The sequence below is a fragment of the Vibrio japonicus genome, from assembly GCF_024582835.1.
Classification (GTDB): Bacteria; Pseudomonadota; Gammaproteobacteria; order Enterobacterales; family Vibrionaceae; genus Vibrio; species Vibrio japonicus.
This window is the reverse complement of sequence record NZ_CP102097.1, coordinates 730,737-752,891: the sequence shown is the minus strand read 5'-3', so window position 1 is coordinate 752,891 and position 22,155 is coordinate 730,737. Positions and strand designations below refer to the sequence as shown.

The 22,155-nt window shown below is 45.6% G+C and carries 14 protein-coding genes; 6 read left to right on the top strand and 8 right to left on the bottom strand.

Annotated features, from left to right (window positions below):
- Window positions 1-51: 51 nt before the first annotated feature.
- Both NP165_RS16540 and NP165_RS16535 read right to left on the bottom strand, forming a co-directional pair.
- A complete protein-coding gene (locus NP165_RS16540; RefSeq protein WP_257085629.1) occupies window positions 52-1,713 on the bottom strand; it encodes a methyl-accepting chemotaxis protein in 1,662 nt (553 codons plus the stop codon).
- 185 nt (window positions 1,714-1,898) lie between these two features.
- Complete coding sequence (locus NP165_RS16535) at window positions 1,899-2,285, bottom strand: thiol-disulfide oxidoreductase DCC family protein (RefSeq protein ID WP_257085628.1); 387 nt, start codon at window positions 2,283-2,285, stop codon at window positions 1,899-1,901.
- A 177-nt stretch (window positions 2,286-2,462) separates the two neighbouring features.
- On the opposite strand from NP165_RS16535, the gene NP165_RS16530 reads away from it, so the two are divergent.
- Window positions 2,463-2,819 (top strand): YibL family ribosome-associated protein, encoded by a 357-nt coding sequence (locus tag NP165_RS16530; protein ID WP_257085627.1) that lies wholly within the window; start codon window positions 2,463-2,465, stop codon window positions 2,817-2,819.
- A gap of 77 nt (window positions 2,820-2,896) precedes the next feature.
- On the opposite strand, the gene NP165_RS16525 is transcribed toward NP165_RS16530, so the two are convergent.
- A complete protein-coding gene (locus tag NP165_RS16525) occupies window positions 2,897-5,776 on the bottom strand; it encodes an alkaline phosphatase family protein (protein ID WP_257085626.1) in 2,880 nt (959 codons plus the stop codon).
- A gap of 186 nt (window positions 5,777-5,962) precedes the next feature.
- On the bottom strand, window positions 5,963-8,671 hold the full coding sequence (malT, locus tag NP165_RS16520; RefSeq protein ID WP_257085625.1) for an HTH-type transcriptional regulator MalT: 2,709 nt from the start codon (window positions 8,669-8,671) through the stop codon (window positions 5,963-5,965).
- Window positions 8,672-9,225: 554 nt separating this feature from the next.
- On the opposite strand from malT, the gene NP165_RS16515 reads away from it, so the two are divergent.
- From NP165_RS16515 to glgB, 3 genes are all read left to right on the top strand, one after another.
- On the top strand, window positions 9,226-11,679 hold the full coding sequence (locus tag NP165_RS16515; protein ID WP_257085624.1) for a glycogen/starch/alpha-glucan phosphorylase: 2,454 nt from the start codon (window positions 9,226-9,228) through the stop codon (window positions 11,677-11,679).
- A gap of 89 nt (window positions 11,680-11,768) precedes the next feature.
- Complete coding sequence (gene malQ / locus NP165_RS16510; protein WP_257085623.1) at window positions 11,769-13,949, top strand: 4-alpha-glucanotransferase; 2,181 nt, start codon at window positions 11,769-11,771, stop codon at window positions 13,947-13,949.
- Window positions 13,950-14,110: 161 nt separating this feature from the next.
- Window positions 14,111-16,294, top strand: coding sequence for a 1,4-alpha-glucan branching protein GlgB (glgB, locus tag NP165_RS16505; protein ID WP_257085622.1), 2,184 nt, complete (start codon window positions 14,111-14,113; stop codon window positions 16,292-16,294).
- Window positions 16,295-16,346: 52 nt separating this feature from the next.
- Here the strand turns inward: glgB and NP165_RS16500 are convergent, their stop codons facing one another.
- The 3 genes from NP165_RS16500 to NP165_RS16490 all read right to left on the bottom strand — a co-directional run bounded on the left by NP165_RS16500 (window position 16,347) and on the right by NP165_RS16490 (window position 19,310).
- Window positions 16,347-17,669, bottom strand: a complete 1,323-nt coding sequence (locus NP165_RS16500; protein ID WP_257085621.1) for an IS4 family transposase — start codon at window positions 17,667-17,669, stop codon at window positions 16,347-16,349.
- A gap of 190 nt (window positions 17,670-17,859) precedes the next feature.
- Window positions 17,860-18,657 (bottom strand): Cof-type HAD-IIB family hydrolase, encoded by a 798-nt coding sequence (locus NP165_RS16495; RefSeq protein WP_257085620.1) that lies wholly within the window; start codon window positions 18,655-18,657, stop codon window positions 17,860-17,862.
- Window positions 18,658-18,887: 230 nt separating this feature from the next.
- Window positions 18,888-19,310, bottom strand: a complete 423-nt coding sequence (locus tag NP165_RS16490; protein ID WP_257085619.1) for a hypothetical protein — start codon at window positions 19,308-19,310, stop codon at window positions 18,888-18,890.
- A gap of 180 nt (window positions 19,311-19,490) precedes the next feature.
- Here NP165_RS16490 and NP165_RS16485 point away from each other — a divergent pair, with 180 nt between their 5' ends.
- Window positions 19,491-19,667: a hypothetical protein gene (locus tag NP165_RS16485; RefSeq protein WP_257085618.1), complete on the top strand. Its 177-nt coding sequence runs from the start codon at window positions 19,491-19,493 to the stop codon at window positions 19,665-19,667.
- A gap of 93 nt (window positions 19,668-19,760) precedes the next feature.
- Here NP165_RS16485 and nagB read toward each other — a convergent pair whose 3' ends face one another.
- Window positions 19,761-20,561 carry a glucosamine-6-phosphate deaminase gene (gene nagB / locus NP165_RS16480; RefSeq protein ID WP_257085617.1) on the bottom strand — a complete coding sequence of 267 codons (801 nt, stop codon included), beginning with the start codon at window positions 20,559-20,561 and terminating at the stop codon, window positions 19,761-19,763.
- A 375-nt stretch (window positions 20,562-20,936) separates the two neighbouring features.
- Here nagB and NP165_RS16475 point away from each other — a divergent pair, with 375 nt between their 5' ends.
- The gene (locus NP165_RS16475; RefSeq protein ID WP_257085616.1) at window positions 20,937-22,067 is read left to right on the top strand and encodes a tetratricopeptide repeat protein; all 1,131 of its coding nucleotides are present in this window, start codon (window positions 20,937-20,939) and stop codon (window positions 22,065-22,067) included.
- Window positions 22,068-22,155 lie beyond the last annotated feature (88 nt).

The following is a 22,155-nucleotide window of genomic DNA, read 5'->3' as shown; positions in this document are numbered from 1 at the left end:
AAAGTAAGAAGCCCGCGTAGTTGCGGGCTTCGTCGTTTCTATAACGGCAATTTACACAGTAAATCGGTCTACCAAGTCGTACAATTCAGTGGCTCTGCGGTTAAGTTCTTGGCTGCCGTTTTTGTTGTCGTTTGCCAGATCTGCAGATTGATAGCTTTGGTCGGAGATAACGACAACGCGCTGCGATATATCTTGTCCGACAATGCTTTGCTCTTCGGTCGCCGTTGCGATTAAGGCAGTCATATCCATGATTGTGCCGATCGAGTCCTGAATCTTCACTAATGCCTGTGCAGCGGCATTGGCTTCACGAACGGTTTCGTGGCTCAGGCTTTGACTTGAACTCATCGCTTTTACAGCCGCATCTGACGCACTTTTTAGTTGTTCTATCGTCTGATGTATCTCGCCTGTACTGTCTTGCGTTCGACTGGCAAGTTTGCGTACTTCGTCAGCGACCACGGCAAAGCCTCGACCTTGTTCACCTGCTCGTGCAGCCTCTATCGCGGCGTTTAGCGCCAATAAGTTGGTTTGCTCAGCAATATCTTGAATCACACCAAGTGACACCGCAATATTTTGTACGTTGCTTTCCAGAGCCGAAATGACATTGCTCGCTTGAGAGACTTCTGAGGCCAGTGCTTCGACGGATTGAGCTGTTGTCTGCACTATGTCTCTGGCTTCTATGGCGCTTTCGTCTACTTCTTTAGCTGATTGAGCTGCCTGATTCGCATTATTTGATATTTCGTTAGCGGTTGTAGTGAGTTCTGTCATTGCTGTCGCCACTTGCTCTGTTTCTTTGCGCTGACCAGCGGCGAGTTCATCTACTTGTGAGGCTCTTTCAGACATGTTGTTTGTTTCTCTAACGACCTGATGACTGACGTTACTTACACTTTGAATTATGGATTGTAGGTTTGATACAAACGCATTAAAGTTGTGGCTCAGCTTTGCAAACTCAGGGGCATTAAAGCTCTCCATTCTCGCGGTGAGGTCAGCTTCGCCAGTGGCAAATGCAGTTATGGAAGCATCAAACTTCTCTAACGGATTCATAATGCTTCGGTTTACGATGACGGCAAATACCGCCACGATCGTCGAAATGATGATACAAAGGATAAAAATTGCGGATAGAGTATCTTGCAACGCTGAATTCGTTGCTTGCTCCATTTCTTGGATCTTGGCATCGACATCGTCAGTGTAAAAGCCCGTACCTATGGTTAAATCCCATTCTGGAATGTACATAGAGTAACTCAGTTTCGGTAGGGTTTTGGTGTCACCAAGTCTAGGAAAGTAGTACGTTGTGTAGTCTCCCGTCTTAGCATTACGAATCAATTCTTGAATTAAAAAATTGCCTTTTTTATCCTGCAAATCCCAAAAGTTGTCACCGACGCCTTGCGTACTGTCTCCGGCTACAATCCGAACGCCACTTGAGTCATAACCAAATATATATCCCGAATCACCATACTTTAGGCTTCTTAGTATCGGTAATGCCGTTTCTAAATCGGCACCTTGTTCAAGTAAAGGGGCGATAGATGACTTAGCCATTTGGACGAACTGTTTTAGCTCGGATTTTTTGGTGTCCATCATGTGATGTTGTGTCAGTTCAACTTGTGCGTGGTTAAGTTGGGCGGTTTTTACGTAGGTAACACTTAGCAGGCCAACTGTAATCACAAGCAGGGGGATTAACGCCAAAATATAAAGGCGACTTTTTATAGAGAGATTCATACCAACTTCCTGTCTTGATTTATCCCTATTTGACGTGCGACGTCAGCGGTGACGCTTATGTATTCGCAAGCTCATTAGGTTGATTTATAGATTAACCAGAATTTTGGATTGGGACTGTGAATCAGGAGAGATATATGCAATTGAGATATTAGACATTAGTCCTATGTCATTGAGATTACTGAGAGTTATCGAGAGCAACGGTTGTTGTTGCACTTACTTTTTCCTGTAAGCCATTTAGAAATCGTATAGCGGTTGTTGGCGAACTTTATGTAAGACCAATCTGCCAAGGGTTTGATGCCTGGCCAGCGTAGTGGGGCGTATAACCATCCTTTGCCTACTAACTTCCACGCTTGGTAAGTGACATCTAATCCGAGTAAAAGTCGATTGCGTTCATCCAGCGCGTGAAGAACGGTTGATGCTTTCTGCGCATCAATTTGCGGATAGCGTGCAAATTCCTCGCTATGGGTGTCCACCAGCGTTAGTCGATGCCCTTGATCGCGTTGCTTCAGTGCGTTCATTTCTCTTACGCAAATAGGGCAGGTACCATCATAGAATATGGTTAATTTTTGCACTTTCATTCTCCGTTTATTTCCAGCTTGCTGCGATAAATTTAATATGAATCCACTTAGTTTGAGTATGCGCGTCTAACTGACGTAATGCTACAATCGATATCAGAGATTAACATTAGGGTGTGAGGGTGGCTTATGCTAAACTCGCCGCCTTTTCAGAATTCACTAGAGACTGTATCCATGAGCCTTAAGCAAGAACTTCAGCAACTACATAATCGCCTAGATACCACAAAACGTAAGCTGGATGCTGCGAAGGGACGTGGCGACCAGGAACTTGTAACACGATTTACCGATGACGCAGACAAATTAGAGAAGAAAATCAATTCTCTAAAAGGTAAGCAAAAGTACGACATGAACAAAGAGCGTAAGAGCTTAATGGATATGCCGTTCTCGCGTGAAATTACCAAAGAAGAACAAGCGGATCTTGGTAAGCTAAAGAAATCGGTACGTGGGTTGGTTGTTGTACACCCTATGACAAAACTGGGTAAAGAACTTCGGGTAGAAGTCATGACGGGTTTTGCTCCGAAAAAGTTCTAATCAGACGATAACTGATGTAAAAAAAGCGCCAATTGGCGCTTTTTGTGTTTTTAGCTGATTGCTTTTCCTTAGCCAATTTACCGAATATCGAGTTTGTTCAGCAATGACGGATAACCCCAGCCATTTTCTCCTGCGTTGACTGGCTGACCAGTTAGGTATTCATATAGCGTCGGTGCTAATGATCCGTTTGCTTCTATGCTAAGAGGGACGGCATTATCACCAATAGGCTTACCCCAAAAGCCAATGAATGCGTCTTTCTCCAAGTAGCTCTCCCCTGCGTGACGCCCTGGAACTTTGGTGTTGTATCCAATGCCATCTCTTGGGAACAGGTTGATCGTGCCTGCTCGATCTTCTGCATACAGCTGCGCCAGTTCAACAACCGAATCTGGCCTTGCTGTAAATCGTGTTAACTCGCGCCATTCAGCGCTGTTACACCAAGTTGCTGGCTGAGATTGTTCAGGTTTGTGTAAACACTTATCGATGAGTTGGCCAAACTGCTCAAACTCTTGTTTATTAGGCTCGGGTAGGTAAGGGTTGAGAGTTTGTACGCCTAACAGGGTTTCCTTGCCAGTCAGTGATTGATAGAAATATCGATCGCCTTGCTTGCGGATCACTTCGTCTTGGCGCTGTCCATTTCGGTTGGCAATTATGCGAACCTCACAATTCTTCTCGTCACAAATAGCGTTTCGAACAGCCATGTAATCGAGGCTTTCATCCAAATAGTTCAGCGTTTCTGCGATGATATCGACTTTGCTCCCCGCGGGGCTGCTGAGCGGTTCCCACTGGATCAACTCTTCATAAGTTGGTTGAGTTGCCCAACCTTTTTTCGAATTAAACATATCTAACATGAAGTTACCGCCAGCGGTCGAGGCAACCACGACATCAATATTTTTGTTGCTAGGGTAATTCAAAGCGTTAGTAATCTTAGGCCCTTCGCCTTCATCAGAAGATATTTTGCTGATGATCAGTGGATAGCCGAGTTTTGCCTCAAGTGGAATAAAAATGGCTTTTTCCGGATTCAGAGTATGATAGACAGGTGATAAGCCATGATCGCCCGCCATACCGAAGAGCGTATTTTCGTAGATACCTGCATTCTGGAAACTCTTTTCCACTTCGCCAATCCAGTAATCGAGGCGGTTTAGCTCACCAGTTGGCATAATGATTTCATCACTGAATGGCCCTACAAAATGCGCAAAGTGATCCGGCCAAGGGTTATAAATCAAGGTGTAGTCGGGCATCCCTTTGCCATCTAACTTGGCATAGGACTGAAGATCTTGCTCAATCTTCCATTTACGTGTGACACGTGTGTAGAAGTCCCACACAGGTAGGCTTTGGTAGCTATCAATGTTGTTAATGAGTGACTGGCGCTGTTTCGTCAGTTCCTGTTCTACTTCTGCTCGTTCATTTAACTCGCGTAAGCAGCGCTTTTCTCCAAAATCACGTAACGCTTCTCCGGCCCCTAAATTGACCAGTGCATCGTAACTTGTCTGCGCATTCCAATCGTACTGTGCATTGCAGTTGAGTGTTTTTAGGTGGGTGAGCCGGTCAAACATCGTCTGAACTTTGTTGCTTTGCATCAGACGATCAAGTTGCAACGCGTCGTTGCCAAAGAAGTAGTAAGCTCTGTCTTCGTGACGATCAACAAAGTGGAAGTTGGGAATACCTGTGCCGAGTTCCCCCGACACTTTCGCGCCAGTCTTTATAATCGGAAGATTACGCACACTGATGGTCGGTGTTGAGGAGACGCCAACCCGGGCAATGGAATCTGTGTGCTCAGCGTAAAGTCGTTTAAAGAACGGCAGATAGTGTGGATCTTTGTAAATCTGTTCGGAGAGGATCTGTAAAAATCGCGTGTCCTGAACGTGTTCTGGTTGAGCGTGTTCAAATTGTGGTGTGATTCTCTGGTGATCCAGATGAGCTTGATACGCAGTTTTTATGAATGGTTTGCCCGGATCAACTAAGCCTTCCATCAATCCTTGTTGTAAACCGTCAACGGTAATTTGCACCGCGAAACGGCGATCTTGCTGAGACTTAAGAAATTTAATGACTTGCTCTGGGTCTGAATCGAAAGTGGTTTGAAGCCAGCGGTTTAATCTATCTTGTCTTTCGTCGATGTAGACAAATTGGCGATACGCTTTTAACACGTTAAGGCGTACAAAGTCGATTAAGCTGATTGTGATTGCTTGTGCTCGATTGTTGATCTTATCAGCATGCTCAGGCTGGTGGTCATCAATGATTGCTAATACGGCACTCTTCATGTCACCGTCATCCATGCCGTTGGCAACTTGCGCTAAGATCCCGACAACGATCGGTTGAATCTTTTTCACAAGCGCCAGATCATTGTCGCTTTTGGTCAGGTACGTGTACTGATCCGGCAAACGATCCATATCCTGCCATTCACCCACCTGGAATAGGGCATCATAAACCGTCACCATGGAAGCAATAAAATCACCATCGACTTTTAATCCTTCTTGATGCGCTTGATCCTTGTTGTGTTTACTCACGTCTTCTACCGCTTTGTCTTGGATTGAAAAGAGTGAGTGTTCAAACCCTTTCAAGGCCATATCGTCATAAACGGTTTTTAAATACGCTTTGAACTGGTCTTCATCGCTGATGCCTGTATAGCGGTCATAAAACTGGTAAAGAAAATAGCCCAGTGGGATTGCGTAAGTCGGGTCTGCCAGTTGTGCCATCACCTTGGTTTTTGTCTTCGAATCCAGTGGCAACGTGAGTAAATAAGCTTCTAACGTCATTCCACCAATGGTGAAAAGTGTCATGTCGCGAGCGAAACGGGTCGAATAGCTCAGTGAATTGGTGATTTGGTTTTTTAACACTTCTGAAGAGTTAAAAATGCCCCCTACCACAGGTGTATTTCCAATGTCTGCGTAACTTAAACTTACAGGTGAGAGGGCAGTGATGAGGACTGCGGTGAGCGCATTTTTCTTAAACCAAGCCATTAATGATATTCCTTATACTTAATATGCGTCTATTTTGGCATCAATTCTACTGAGTGCAATAAATAACCTATCTTATTGAATAGTATTCGGATAAATTAATAATATGCTCATTTAAGGGCGCAGAGTGTCGTGACACAAAAAAAGCGCAGCTGTTCTGGCTGCGCTTTTTTATTATTGCTTTTGGAATTAAAAGCCCATTAACTGCAACAGATTTTCGGCGGTTTTGACCGCTTCTTTTCTGTTAGCAATATTCAGCTTCTGGTAGAGGTTACGAATGTGGGTTTTGATTGTGGTGCCCGCCACATCCAGCTCCTGAGCGATTTGTTCGTTACTAAAGCCGGAGTAGATCAGCCCCAAAACTTGCCATTCACGCTGAGTCAGTGGGCTGGTGCGTACTAACTCAGGAATGTTCGGATGATTAACCAGTTTTTCGACAAAATCCTCATCAAAGTGCACTGAACGGCTGCGCTGAGTGGTGGAGATCTCTTTTAGCAGTTGTTGAGCGCGATGGCGTTCTAAATCACCCAGTTCATTCTTGTGGTTGAGTTTTTCCAGAGCAGGGCCGATCTTCGCCCCATCGACCAAAAAGTTACCCAACATGCCCGTTTGATTGGTTAGCTCTAGAGCGTGCTTAAGGCATTGATGCGCTTTGTGTTCGTCTTGCATCGACACGGCCAGCACCGTTTCAACAATGAGGTTTCGGTTGATGTCGGTCAGCAAGTGGTTTTCACGCGCTTTCTCTTGCAAGAAGTTAAGCGTTTGCGTGGCTTCTTCATACAAGCCAAGATTGATTTTCGCCCTAGCGATGTTACGCCACTGTAACTGAGTAAAGTGATTGCACGCTTGATCGGGTTTGACCGTGGTGCTTAACCACTGTTTGATCGATTCTAAATCCCCACGCGCTTGCCAGAAAAGGAGTAGCGACAGCGACGCGTTGGCTGTCCAGTCTACGTGATAAGTGGATTGCTTAAGCAAATGGCTGATCTGCTCGATAAATTTGCCCGCTTTGTCCAGTTCACCGCGACCAATGGCAATACGGGCCAGCATTGAATAGCTGTGCAAATGCTTACTCGGACTATGATTGCCTAAAATGTCGAGCCCTTTGTACGCGCACTCTTCGGCTTCATCTAAGCGATTCCAACACCACAGGATTTGCGCTCTGACACGGAGTAAAAACTCGTGTAGAGGAACTTGTTGCAATTGCTGCTCTTCAATCAACTTAAATGCATTATCCTGTACTTCAAACGCGGCCTGAACGTACCCTTGTGCGATCAGAATCTCACTCTGTTGTAGCATCGCCCACAGTGCTTGGTGATAAACCTGATATTGACGTGCCAGCTTTTCTGTCTGCTGCATCATTGGCAGTGCGCGGCTCAGGTGACCAAGAACGTGGTTCACTTCACCCACGACCGAGGTTGCCACAATACGACTGTGATACACGGTGGTATTGAGCTGACTCAGCGACAACTCTGCCAGCTCTAGCGCCTTTTCTGGCTCGTTCTGGTTTATCGCGACCTGAGCGCGTAGTGCGTTAAACTCGCCTTGTTCCTGACTGCTTAATACGACGTTAAATGCTTTCATTTGCTCATCGGCTTTAGACAGCAGATCGCCGACATCGTTGTAGCGGTGCTGACTTTGCGCCAGCCACGCCTGCAACATGCAAAGTTTAGGGTCGCTATAAAGTTGCTCTGGCGTTAATGTCTCAATGGCTTTTTCTAGTGTTTGCAGTTCGCCGCGGTTAAACATTTTCCAGCCATATTGACTGATGATGTCTGCAGTTAACTGACTGTTGTCCGCTTTTTGCGCGTGGTGCAATGCCTGATGTGGGGAAGATAGTTTTAGCCACGCCTGCGCCGCCTTTTGGTGCAGATCTTTCTCTTGCTGTGGGATACGTGCGAAGCGCTCGTGAGTCAGAAATTCAGCAAACAGGTTGTGGAAGCGATACCAGTTTTGCTCGCCTTCCAATGGGGAGATAAACAGACCAAAACGATTGAGCGACTCTATCATGCTCAGCGCGTCATCACGCTCTGTTAATGCTGACACGAGTGTGTCGTTAAAGTGATCAAGCACGGAACATTGCAACAGGAATCGACGCGTTTCTGAATCAAGCAGATCAAACACTTCTTCAACCAAATAATCCCATAAGTGGGCATGATTGAATTGAGAAAACGATTCCGCGGATTGGGCTAACGTCTTGTGTTGATGCTGAGCTTGAAGGGCAATAAGTTGGAGTGCAGAAGGCCACCCCTCAACGTAATTTCTCAGACTGTTTGCGGTTGAATCATCAATGCCATCGGCAACACGCTGATTGAAAAATCGTGTTGTTTCTTCGGTATCAAAAGCGAGCATTTCATTGCCGATCTCTATCATCAGATCACGGACACGTAAATTGGCGGTGCCAAGTGGTGGTGCGGAACGGCTGGTGACGACAAGCGTGAGATTTTCTGGCATATGCTTTAGGAAGAACCGCATCGCTTCATGAATCTCATCGTCACTGATCAGGTGATAGTCATCTAACACTAAATAACACTCTTGGTGAAATGCTGACAGTTCCGCAAACACTTCGCCAAAAAGGGAGTGAAGAGACGAGAACTGGCGCTTTTCTGCAAGCTTTTGCGCATTAGGGCATGCGTTGTTTGTCGCTTTGTTGAGTGCCTGAAGCAGGTAGTTCATAAATCGAAAGGAGTCGTTATCACTCTCATCTATGCTGTACCAACCGACATTGATTTTATCTGCCAACCACTGAGAAGCCATGGTTGTTTTGCCATAACCGGCAGGTGAGCGAAAGAGGATCAGCTTATAGCAAGGGGCTTGTTGCAATAAATCAAGAACTCTCGGGCGAACAATCGCGTTATGTAAACGTCCCGGACGGGTTAATTTCGAAGGAATCCACATCTTCTTTTCCCTGTTCTAAACCGCTCTATATGACAGTTGAAAGTCGAGCGTTGTCATTTGAATGTTGGTCACCAGTGACCATTTTCCGAGGATGTTACTTGGAAAGCAGGGCTACAGTTATTGATCAACAACGAGTTTTTTGTGTATTTCACACTTTGCCGTTGTCTACGCCTCTTTTTTGTGACTTCAGTCACCATTCGTTCTTTATTGAAGTGGGACTTTCGCCCTTTATTGCACCAAGAATGATGAAAAATACGTAATTGAAGAAATCTTAGTGTGATCAGATAAACATATTCAGAGATTGGTGGTTTTTTAGTACACGTAAGTTTCATACACCAAGTGTAGGGTGTTTTCGTTTGCGGTGTGATCTCAGTCACCGGTGCTTAGTTTCAATGACAGTTTAATGAGAGTTAGATCACTGAGCTCCTGGTTGTACACCTTCTACGCCCTAACTTCTCCTCCTAATACGCCAAGAGGGTAGGAGGATGTACCGATTGTCATGCCGATGCACGATAGTCGCAGATGGATTAAACCCAAGAAGTGAGATTTCTCTAATGAAACCTACGCAACTGAAAAATTTTAATAAAGCTTCGTTCCAAGAAAGCGTTAAAAAACACCTAACAGCGACCTACGCAAAAACAGAAGAAAACGCAGATAGCCGTGCTTGGTATCTGGCGATGGGTCGTGCGCTAGCAGAGCTTACAACGTTCGATATGATTGAAACCGAGCAAGACAGCAAAATCCACAACGCAAAAAGCGTTAACTACCTGTCTTTAGAGTTTCTTATTGGCCGCCTAACCGGCAACAACTTAATCAGCATGGGCCTGTATGAGCAAATTACAGAGGCAATGACTGAACTTGGCCAAAACTTAACGGATCTTCTTGAAGAAGAGCGCGATCCATCACTGGGTAACGGTGGTCTGGGTCGTTTGGCAGCGTGTTTCATGGACTCTTTAGCCGCGCAAGAATTTCCAACGGTAGGCTACGGTCTTCACTATGAATACGGCCTGTTTAAGCAGTCTTTTAAAGATGGTCATCAGCAAGAAGCACCGGATGCTTGGCGCTGTGTTGAAGGTTATCCTTGGGAAATCGCTCGCCCAGATTTAGCGCAGGAGATCGGTTTCTACGGCCACGTTGAAGTGTACCAAGAAAACGGTAAAGAGAAGCGTCGCTGGGTTCCAGGTATGACAGTAAAAGCGATGCCTTGGGATCTGCCAATCGTTGGTTACGAGTCAGACACAGTCTACCCTCTGCGTTTGTGGGAGTGTCAGGCGATTGCACCGTTCTCACTAGAAAGCTTCAACAACGGCAATTACTTTGAAGCGCAGCACTCATTGATCGACGCGGGTAACATCACCAAAGTGCTTTACCCGAACGACAACCATGAAAAAGGGAAAACGCTGCGCCTAATGCAGCAGTACTTCCACAGTGCAGCATCGGTACGCGATATTTTACGTCGCCACGAACAAGCGGGTCACACCCTGGCATCACTGCCTAAGTACGAAACTATTCAGCTTAATGACACGCACCCAACGATCGCTATCCCTGAATTGATGCGCATCCTGATTGATGAAAAAGGCCTAGGCTGGGATGAGGCGTGGGAAATCAGCTCGCAAACCTTCGCTTACACCAACCACACACTACTGCCTGAAGCACTAGAAACGTGGAGCGAGTCTTTAATCCAGCGCTTACTGCCTCGTCATATGGAAATTATTTACCATATCAACTACTTGTTCCTGAAAGAAGTGCGTGAGAAGTGGCCAGGGGATGTGTCGAAGCAGCAAAAACTATCGATCATCGAAGAAGGTTTCCACCGCATGGTTCGTATGGCCAACCTAAGTGTGATCGGCTCTTACGCAGTCAACGGCGTAGCAGCACTTCACTCAGAGTTGGTGAAACGTGACCTGTTCCCAGAGTTCCACGAGTTGTACCCAACACGTTTACACAACGTGACCAACGGTATTACACCGCGTCGTTGGCTGAAGTTCTGTAACCCAGACTTGTCTCAGCTGATCACGTCGAAAGTAGGTACGGAATGGCCAGCTAAACTGGAGCAGCTAGAGCAGATCGCAAAATATGCTGATGATGCGAAATTCCAGAAAGAATTCATGGCGGTGAAGAAGCAGAATAAACAACGTTTGGCAGACTGGGTGAAAGAAAACATGGGTATCGAGCTAGATACCAATGCGATCTTTGATGTTCAGATCAAACGTCTGCACGAGTACAAGCGTCAGCACCTAAACATGCTGCACATCTTGTCACTGTACTACCGTCTGTTGAACGATCCTGATTTTGATATGGCTCCTCGCGTGGTGTTCTTCGCAGCGAAAGCGGCGCCAGGTTACCACCTAGCGAAAGAGATCATTTACGCAATCAACAAGATCGCTGACAAGGTCAACAACGATCCTCGCATCGGCAACAAGCTGAAAGTGGTGTTTGTTCCTGATTACCGCGTCAGCATGGCGGAGATCATCATCCCAGCGGCCGACGTATCAGAGCAAATCTCAACAGCGGGTAAAGAAGCATCGGGTACCGGCAACATGAAGATGGCACTAAACGGTGCGCTAACGATAGGTACGATGGATGGTGCAAACGTCGAGATCCGCGAAGAAGTGGGCGATGAGAACATCTACATCTTCGGTCTTGAAGTGGATGGTGTGGAAGCATTGCGTGCTCAGGGCTACAACCCGTTCGATTACTACCATGCGGACCCACTACTGAAAGCGTCGCTAGACCTGTTGTTAGGTGATGAGTTTACACCGGGAGAACCGGGTAAGCTTCGCGCAACCTACGATAGCTTGTTAGATGGCGGTGACCCTTACCTATGTTTGGCTGACTTTGCTTCTTACGTCAAAGCGCACGAAGATATGGACAAGCAGTACCGCGATCAAGCGGGTTGGGCGAAAAAAGCGATTCTGAATACCGCATTGGTGGGTAAATTCAGTTCAGACCGTTCAATTCGCGATTACGTGAACAACATTTGGAAATTGGAAGCAGTTAAGCGCTAATTTCACCTAATAAAAGCCAAGGCGTTACGCCTTGGCTCTAATTATCGACACCCTACATTTTGAAGGTAAGCATCCCTTCGGAGAGAGCGATGAAAGAACAAAACGCATTAAAACAAGTCGCTGAAATGGCAAGAATTGCCGACAGCTACGTGAGCGCTTGGGGAGATGAAGCTAAAGTTGAAGACGAAACTATTCGTCGCTTGCTAGCGTCACTAGGCTACGACACAAAAAACGATGACACTCTTCTGCAATCGGCGGAGAAAAAACACAAGAAAGATGTCCTAGACTCTGTTTGTGTGATCCGCGACGGTGAACCAGTTGAAATCGCGCTAAACCTTGGTGTGAGCGCGCGCGAAAGTGAATTTAACTGGCGACTGGATACCGAGCAAGGAGAGGTACTTGAAGGCTATCTTCAATCTCAAATTGTACGCGATGAGCGTAAAGAGGGTGGCCCTCTAGTGTTCTCGCTTCCGGGTGATCTGGCTTGGGGTTACCACAAGCTAACGGTGACTCGTAAGCGTCGTAAATCGCCTTACGAAATGACTCTGATTATCACGCCGAAAGCGTGTTACAAGCAGGATCAAATCGAGAAAGGCAAAAAAATGTGGGGCCCGAGCGTGCAATTGTACACGCTGCGCACCCAGCACAACTGGGGGATGGGTGACTTCGGTGATTTGAAACAGCTAGTGGCTGAGATTGCGTCTCGTGGCGGCGACTTTGTTGGCCTGAACCCGATTCACTCACTGTTTCCAGCAAACCCTGAAGGCGCGAGCCCGTATAGCCCTTCTTCGCGTCGTTGGCTAAACATTCTTTACATTGATGTGAGCTCTGTTCCTGAGTTTGCATTAAGCGTGGAAGCGCAACAAAAAGTGGGCAGCGCTGAATTCCAGCAGCGTCTACAAAAAGCGCGCGATTCCCACTGGGTAAATTACACCGAAGTGGCAGACTTGAAACTCAGCGTGTTGCCAATGCTGTTTGCTGAGTTTAAGAAGCGTCATCTTGATAAAAACAGTGAGCGTGCACAGGCATTCCTTTCGTTTGTGGAACAAGGTGGTGAAAGCCTGCTGCATCAAGCCGCTTTTGATGCGTTGCACACAGACTTACACGCGCAAGACAGCAGCGTGTGGGGTTGGCCAGTGTTCCCAGAGCAATACCGCCGATTTGACAGTGTTGCTGTTCGTAAATTTATTGAGCAAAACAAAGATCAGGTTCATTTGTACATGTACCTTCAATGGGTTGCCGATACTCAAATTAAAGAAGCGCAGGCGTTAGCGGAAGAAAAAGGCATGTCGGTTGGTTTGTACCGTGACCTAGCGGTCGGTGTCGCAGATTCTGGTGCTGAAACGTGGGCAGATGAAGGTAACCTGATACTTGACGCAAGTATCGGTGCTCCGCCAGATGTCTTAGGTCCTCTTGGTCAAAACTGGGGTTTACCACCGCTCAACCCTCAAGTGTTGCAAGCGACAGGCTACGACGCTTACATTCAGCTGCTTCGTGCAAACATGAAACATTGCGGCGCACTGCGTATCGACCATGTTCTTGGGCTTCTACGCCTTTGGTGGATTCCAAAAGGTGAAGACGCGACCAAAGGGGCGTACATCTACTACCCTGTGGAAGACATGCTGGCGATTTTAGCGCTGGAATCTCACCGTCATCAATGTAGCGTGATTGGTGAAGACTTGGGTACTGTGCCGGATGAAATCGTTGATATCCTGCGTGATGCGGGTGTGCATTCGTACAAAGTATTCTTCTTTGAAACGTCTGAAGACGACGGCGGCTTTATTTCGCCAGCACATTATGCCGAGCAATCAATGTCCGCGCTTTGTACTCACGATATGCCGACTCTACGAGGATTCTGGCACTGTGATGACTTGAAAATGGGTCAGGAGCTTGGCCTATATCCAAATGAAGAACAGCTAAAAGGCCTGTTCGCGGATCGTTTGGAATGCAAGCAAGGTATATTGGATTCTGTAGCGTGGCATGGTTATTTACCGGAAGGTGTCGGCCGCGATGCGCAATACGTTCCAATGGATTCATTCTTAGCCGAGGCGTTGCAGCTTCATGTCGCGGCTGGTGCTTCTACGTTATTGAGTGTGCAGTTGGAAGACTGGCTTGAAATGGACAAACCCGTCAACATTCCAGGCACAGTTAACGAGTATCCGAACTGGCGTCGTAAGTTGTCGATGAACTTGGACGAAGTTTTCGCTCAAGCCGGGGTGAATCGCGTTGCGCAAAAACTGACGGAAGTTCGTTCCAAAGCAAGTAAATAGAGCTGCAATCTCTAAGCTGAAACAGAAAGTTTAGAGTGAGTCACTCTATATAACAGTAGAATTCTGTACACTTTTTAGAACGCTAATTTTAAGCCCGCCCACTTTTTAGCGGGCTTTTTTATAACATAATTAGACTGAAAGTTTGGTTAGGAGAGAAGTATTTGAAAATGAAAACTCTGGACAAAAAAATAGAAGCATATACCCAACTTTCTCAAGCTGCGTTTGCTGATCCGTTTGCATTTCTGGGCCCATATATTGACCCTAAGAAAGGTGTCGCTCTTCGTGTTTGGATGCCGGGCGCTGATAAGGTATCGCTGGTGATTGAAGGCGAAGAGCGTGTGGAATTGGAACGAGAAGATGAATCTGGTTTTGTTTTAAAGCAGGAGAGAAATCTCCACTTTACACACTATTCCCTTGCAGTTGATTGGGATGGTACCGAGCAGCTGGTGGATGACCCATATCAGTATCACTCAATTTATGCGGAATATGATGATCTTCATACGCCTAAAGAGATGTACAAGCACATGGGATCGCAGTTCATCACGTTAGAGCGTGATGGTAAACAAATCTCAGGCACGCGATTTTTGGTTTACGCGCCGCATGCGAGTGCTTGTAGCCTTATTGGTGCATTCAACCAATGGGATGGCCGTCGCACACCAATGCAACGTTTAGATTACGGAATCTGGGGTATTTTTATTCCAAACCTTCCGGAAGGTACCCAATACAAGTTTGAGCTGAAAGGGCCAAATGGTGAAGGGTTACCACATAAAGCCGATCCTTGGGGCGCATACGCAGAGCAGCACCCATCATTTTCTTCTGTGACTTACGATCATAGCCGTTATCAGTGGCAAGATACGAAGTGGCAAACTCGTCCTGTGACGGAAAAGCGCAAAGAAGCGCTCTCTTTTTACGAGCTTCATGTCGGGTCTTGGCGTCGTGATGAAAATGGCGACTTTTTAAATTACCGAGAATTGGCAGAACAGCTCATCCCTTACCTTGTGGATATGGGGTATACCCATGTTGAGTTGATGCCTGTGTCAGAACACCCATTCTATGGTTCATGGGGCTATCAGCCAGTCGGTTTGTTTGCTCCGACGAGTCGCTTTGGTACGCCAGATGACTTCAAATACTTTGTTGATCAATGTCACCAAGCGGGGTTAGGTGTTGTTCTGGATTGGGTTCCAGCGCATTTCCCCGCAGATGATCATGGTTTGGCTAACTTCGATGGAACCCCTTTGTTCCATGACCCAGATCCTCGTCGTGGTTGGCATCAGGATTGGAGTTCATTTATCTATGATATGGGACGCGAGCATGTACGCCGCTTCTTGGTATCCAATGCCCTTTATTGGTTTGAACAGTTCCATATTGATGGTGTACGAGTGGATGCCGTAGCGTCTATGTTGTACCTAGATTACTCACGTAGCCATGACCAATGGATCCCGAATGTGGATGGTGGCAACGAGAACTACGATGCGATCGCGACACTGAAGTGGATGAACGAGGAAGTGTACAAATACTTCCCGAATGCGATGACTATCGCAGAAGAATCGACCGCTTTCCCTGGAGTATCGGCGCCTACCTTTATGGGAGGCCTTGGGTTTGGCTTTAAGTGGAATATGGGTTGGATGCATGACTCGCTATCGTACATCAAAGAAGATCCTATTCACCGCAAATATCACCACAATACCATCACGTTCCCACTTATTTATGCGCACAGTGAAAACTACGTGCTGTCACTTTCCCATGATGAAGTTGTATACGGGAAAGGGTCTATACACGATAAAATGCCGGGCGACGAATGGCAAAAAACGGCGAACCTACGTGCATACCTTGGTTACATGTATGCTCAACCGGGTAAAAAGCTCAACTTCATGGGTGCGGAAATCGGCCAAACAGCCGAGTGGAATCATGATGATCAACTGCAATGGTTCTTATTGGAGTTCGAACGTCATCAGGGCGTGCAGTCGCTGACTCGTGACTTGAATAATCTCTACCGATCAGAGAGCGCGTTACACGATCAAGATTGCGAACCTGCTGGTTTTGAATGGCGACTACAAGACTCAGCCGAAGCCTCGATACTGGCACATGAGCGTATTAGTGAAAACGGGGAACGCATCTTAGTGATTTCTAACTTCACGCCAGTGCCTCATGATAAGTTCCGTCTCGGTGTGCCAAATTCTGGTACGTATGAATTGCTTCTCAACACTGATGATAACAAGTACCACGGTAGTGGGTATAAAGTGAAAACTTCCGTGAAGACAGAGAAGAAAGCGAGTGAGGGTTTAGCTCAGTCGTTACTGCTGAGTGTACCGCCGCTGTCAACGGTGTTTTACAAACTGAAGTAGTTGAGCAACATCGATATCGAAAGAAGCCCGGATAAAACCTAATGCCACTCGCTTAAGAGCGAGTAGCATGTTTATTAGGATATCGGGCTGGCTTTTTCAAAACCGCTCGGGGATAGGGTTTCCGGTTTCGTTTTTTTGGGAGAATAAGCCGTTTCCCACTATCCCTGAGTATCTTTAAGTTTTTTGGTATCGCTCCTGGGCTTCTCGTATCGCTCGCCCAAATCATTTCATCCATAATTAAAAACAAGGCATTAATGAAGCTGATCCGCAGAGGTTCTACTTTGTGTTGCTTAGCCATCTCTGCCATTTCCAACCTCACAATGTTGTAGCTGATTAATATCCCCCATAGCTCCTGATATACCCCGACTTTTTTCTTACTTCGTAATGTTGGCTTGTTCTGCAACTGATACTGCTTGAGTTCACCGTAACTGCGTTCTATTTCCCAACGCTCCCAATACACTTTAACTAGAGCATCAAACGGATAGCGCTCAGGGCATAAGCAAGAAGTAATAAAGCCTTTGATTTCACCTTTAGGTGTTGGGATAAGAATCAGGCGAGCTTGCCATTTTTCTCCAAGATAAGGGGCAAGCTTTTGAGCTTGTGGTGATACAGGCATATCAATGAGATGATCATGTTCAGTGTAGCTATCAACGATTTCATAACGCATTTTAGCTTTGATTGGTGTTAACCAATGGCTGTTACTGCTAGCGCCACGCCAACTGGTAAATAGCTCTGCAGAAGTGAACCCTCTATCAAAGAGTGTTAATGAGTCATCAGGAGCGGAACCCACAAGTTGTTGAGCGTAGGAGATTTCACTATTTGTTACTGGCCCAAAAGCAGCGTCAGATAAAAGATGACTACGTGTTGACATTAATGTTACAGCTAGCACACTCGGGAATGATGCTCCTTTTTGAGCAAAGCCAAAGTGCTGATTTTCTGCTGTATTATGAGTTTTGAAATATGTGCCATCGACACTAAGAATCTTCAAGCCACAAACTTCGTCAAACTCTGATTGTTGCTCCCACTGTTGAGCTGTAGTTTTAAACAAATAACGTATCGGTTTATCTCCAAGGCGTTCTTTCCCTTTGATAATACTACTAGTTGCCATAGGCGTAAGTTCCCCCTCTACATCAGGGAATGCTAACTCCAGTTTATCGCAAACATCTTGAATGGAACGATTACGTTGAAGCCCAATACCGAGTACTAACCAAACAGCTTGTTCAGCGGGTAGACGACGTTTTCTGAGCGATACTCGCCCAGTTTGTTGAGCAGCTTCTTCAACCCATTCCAAAGGAATATGTTTATTAAAAACATCGATTGGACGTTCGTGGCAAAACTCTGCGGTAACCTGTAACTCTTTTGAAAACTCAGACATAAAAAATCGGCCGTAACTTACGTTACGACCGATTATGGAGCCTCTGTAGGATCGTTCAAGTAGCTAAACGATCGGCATTAGGATAAAACCGGGCTTTTTTAGGTTAAGCATTTTAGTACTCAAAGGATATGGAGCCGCTGAACAGGATAGACTGAACAGCTTTTCTCATACATATCTCTAATGTGTTCGTTTACAGCAGCTGCTGTTTGATAACAGTGAGAACTCCGGATTCTTTGTTGCTTGGGGCCAAAAATCGGGCAGTTTGTTTAACCGTTGGGTGCGCGTTTTCCATCGCGTAAGAATGGCTACTGGCTTTCAGCATTTCCATGTCATTGAGATAGTCGCCAAAGCTCATGGTTTGTTCAAAACTAAAACCTAAAGACTGTTGCAAGTACTCAATTGCCGCACCTTTCGAGGCTTTCGCGTTCATTACATCTAGCCAGATCTTCGCACTGACGACCACTTGATGTGAATGACCGAATACTTTATTGATGTGGGGATAAACGAGCTCTTCAGTCCCACCAAAATGGCAGATTGCGACTTTAATAAAATCATCTTCCACTTCTAGAAGGTCATCAACGTATTCGCAACGATGGTAGTATTTTGCAAACTCTTTTAGTGCGTCTGGATGTTGGGTCTCGATATACGCTGATTTCTTACCACACAGAACGATTTGCGTGTCTTCAATAGCGCGAGTTTGTTTAATAATTTCTTGGATGGAAGTCTTGTCGATCTCGCAACTATATAACTCTTCCCCTTCGTGCATGACCAAGGTGCCGTTTTCAGCAATAAACATCATTTGATCTTTTACTGGCGCGAATGTATTGACCAAGCTGTAATACTGGCGACCGGACGCTGCGGCAAAGATGATGCCTTTTTCGGTCAGCTGATGGTAGATGTCGAAGAATTCAGGATTTAACTGACTGTTTTCATCGAGAAGCGTGCCATCCATATCGGCGGCAATAAATTTGATATCAGATTTTGACATAGTTGCGATTTTTCTCTGAGTTCGAAGGCATCGGGGAAGTGACGACAAATACGTTACATGAGTTTGGCAATGACTCAAGTGATTTTCATCAATTCATGCGGATTTAAAGTAAGGCCATGGGCCTTCATCCAAAGGTGAGTGCCTAATGGAGCATTCATAGGGCCTTAAGAAAAAAAACGCCCAGATTTGCAGGGCGCTAAGTTAGGGGGAAGAGATTAACTCAGAAAAAACTAGCGTGGGCGGGGTACATAGTCGTAATTGTCACCGCGCTGTTTGTAGTAGTGGTTATCATTAATTGCGTAGGTCGCGCCTGCTATGACCGCAAAAGTCACGAGTTCTGGTAGGCTGCTACGGTGGTAGTGCTCATATCTTGGTCGCTCTCTTATTACGACAACATCCCGATGATGATGGTGGTGATGTTTTTTATAATAGTGTTTGCGGGGTTTATGATGTTTGTGGTGACCGCGGTGGTCATCATAGTGGCCATAGTAAGAACTATCATGATCATGACGTCCCTTCGCCATTGCACCACTTGGTGTTGCCAGACCAACGGCTAAAATCATGGTTGCTAGCGCACTGCCTCGAGCAAATGATCGCCCGAGTGTATTCGAACCGTTTGGACAATATTGGTTATCATTGAGTCTAAGTTTCATACGACTACTCCTAATCTTTATGTAGTAAAGAGTAGTTGCCGTTGTTAAAAACAATGTTCGATTAATGTGAACCTATGTTAGGTTTCTGTAAAATACGCGGCTTGCGTGATGTAACCAACCCCAAAATGTTATCTATACTTTGTGTTGGATGTTCGTAAAGATTGGATGGAAGGAGGGTGTATGGAGTTGCGCAATGAACGAGGTGAGATCACCAAATTGGCAGATAATCTTACCATCAAAGAAATTCAGGAAATGGGCTATACCATCGATTTGTGTGATGAAGCTTATGACCCTAATGAGCATTGGCACGCTAGCGGTGACAATCAAGGAAACAGAGGCGAGTTCCCTGAAGAGTAATCTCTAAGTGATTGAGAAAAATCAAAAATCCGAGTTTATCAAAGACTTTGAGTCGCGTGATAATACTCGGATTTTTACGTGTTAGTCGCTTAGTTAGAAACCGATGATGTTCTTAGCTTCTAGCTCGGTAAAGTACTTCACCGTTTTCACTTTTAGCTCTTGAGTTGCAGGTTCATCACACACGATAACGGCTTTCGGATGAAGCTGAAGTGCAGAGACTGTCCATAGATGGTTGACTGACCCTTCGACAGCGGCTTCTAGAGCGAGCGCTTTGTTGTGACCAGTAACCAGAATCATGATTTCTTCCGCATCAAGTAGCGTGCCTACACCAATAGTCAGTGCGTATTTAGGTACTTGGTTAATATCGCCATCAAAGAAACGAGAGTTAGCGATGCGAGTATCTTCAGTCAGTGTTTTGATGCGCGTGCGCGAAGATAGCGAAGATGCTGGCTCATTAAATGCGATATGGCCATCGTTCCCTACACCACCCATGAATAGATTAATCTTACCGTAAGATTTGATCTTGTCTTCATAGCGTTTGCATTCAGCGTCGTTGTCTGCTGCATTACCGTCAAGAAGGTTGATGTTCTCTTCTTGGATATCAATGTGGTTAAAGAAGTTGTTGTACATGAAAGAGCGGTATGACTCTGGGTGATCCGCAGGGATGCCGATGTACTCATCCATGTTAAATGTCACAACATGCTTAAAGCTCACTTCACCAGCTTTGTGCAATTCGATCAGTGCGTTGTAAGTCGCAAGTGGTGTACCACCAGTTGGTAGGCCCAAAACAAATGGACGTTCTGCCGTTGGTTTAAAATCATTGATACGTTTAACAATGTGAGCCGCAGCCCATTTACCTACTTGTGCTGATTGTTTTAACGGGATAAGTCTCATTGTGTGCCCCTACTATTGAAATCCATGATGTTCTGAAACATTAATTCGCATTATAAAATAAGTGTAAGCGGTCTGCCATTGTTTTTGGTCAAAATTTAATAATTAATTTTGATTCAATCGGGATAGTAGGGTGAAAAAGCTGAGTTTTAGCGTTATTGATTCTACTTGTTGTTTGTTTCATGCCCATTAATTTTCGCCGTTAATTTTTACGGTATTGTACAAAAAGTGTGAGCGGAGCAGAGAACGAGTCTGAAATATGGGCGTTGGTAAGGTTAAAGAACAGAGAATGCTGTTTAATAGAGTTCTATTATCAGGCTCAACTCCTTCGGAACTCTGCCGATAAAGATCAAGCTAAGTCACGAAAAAGAAAACTGAATGAATATTATTGGGATCGCGATAGGGATTACTGGGCTTTTGCTTCTCGCCATGTTTATGTGGATGTTTGTGCTGTCTGTTCGTAAAAAGCGCTTAGAGCATGAGCGTCGAGAGCGAGAGATCGCATATCGAAAAGCGATGGAAAAAAATCGTAAACAAGAGCGTCAGGAACGCTTGCTTAAGGCAGAAAATGGCGATGTGCCTTCTATTCTGTTTCTGGCGAAAGAGGTGGAACGCAAGAAACCTAAAGAAGCCCTTTATTGGTACACGAAAGCAGCAAAATTAGACAATGTCACTGGCATGTACGGTGTGGTGCGTATCAGCAATACAATGACGACGGACTTAGTGTTGCAGGAGCAATCGAAATTTTGGCAAACCTGCATAGCGGCTCAAGATGGAAACCTAGACAGTAAGTTTGAAATGGGTGTTGCGCTATTTTATGGCAGAGGCATAGACGCGGATCAGCATAAGGCTATCGAAGTTATAGAGTCTGCCGCGAATTATAATCATGTTGGAGCGTTACTCTTTCTTGGAGACTGGTGGATTTCCGACAACAACCCTAAACCCGATCCTGCATTTTCGTTCGAGTGTTTTCGTAAAGCCGCTTACCTAAAAAGCAATGAAGGTCGTATGAAGTTGGGTCTCAGTTATCTGAATGGACTGGGTGTTAAACCAAACCATGAAAAAGGATGTTACTGGATTGAGAGAGCGGCAGAAAAGGGCGATGTAAAGGCGATGTATAGCGCAGGAGAGGCATGGATTGACCAGCGACCTAGTGGAAATGCGATTGCCTATATTTGGCTATTTCTAGCGTGCCAATTGGGTTACGCGCCAGCGAGATTACTCAGAGATAAGGTTGCCATGAATATTGGCGTTGATACGGTTGTCGGTTTACAAGGTTTAAGCAAGCCGATGCTAAGAAAAATCAATGAAAATAGAGTGGGTAAGCACTCAATTATTAAAGCATTGAATAAACTATATAAACGTAATATTCCGCTAGAGGAATCCGAGCAACCCATGGAAGGTGATGTTGACCAAGTGGTTGCTCCAGAGCAAGTACTTGAAAACAGTAACAACCTGCCAGATCTGGAGGATAAACCTGACAAGCTAGATTTTCGTCAGGTTTATTAAGATCACTCAATATCAATTCATTAGGTAATCCATTAGGCGCAGTATCGCCACAAATAAAAACGGCCTCACACTGTGAGGCCGTTTCAGT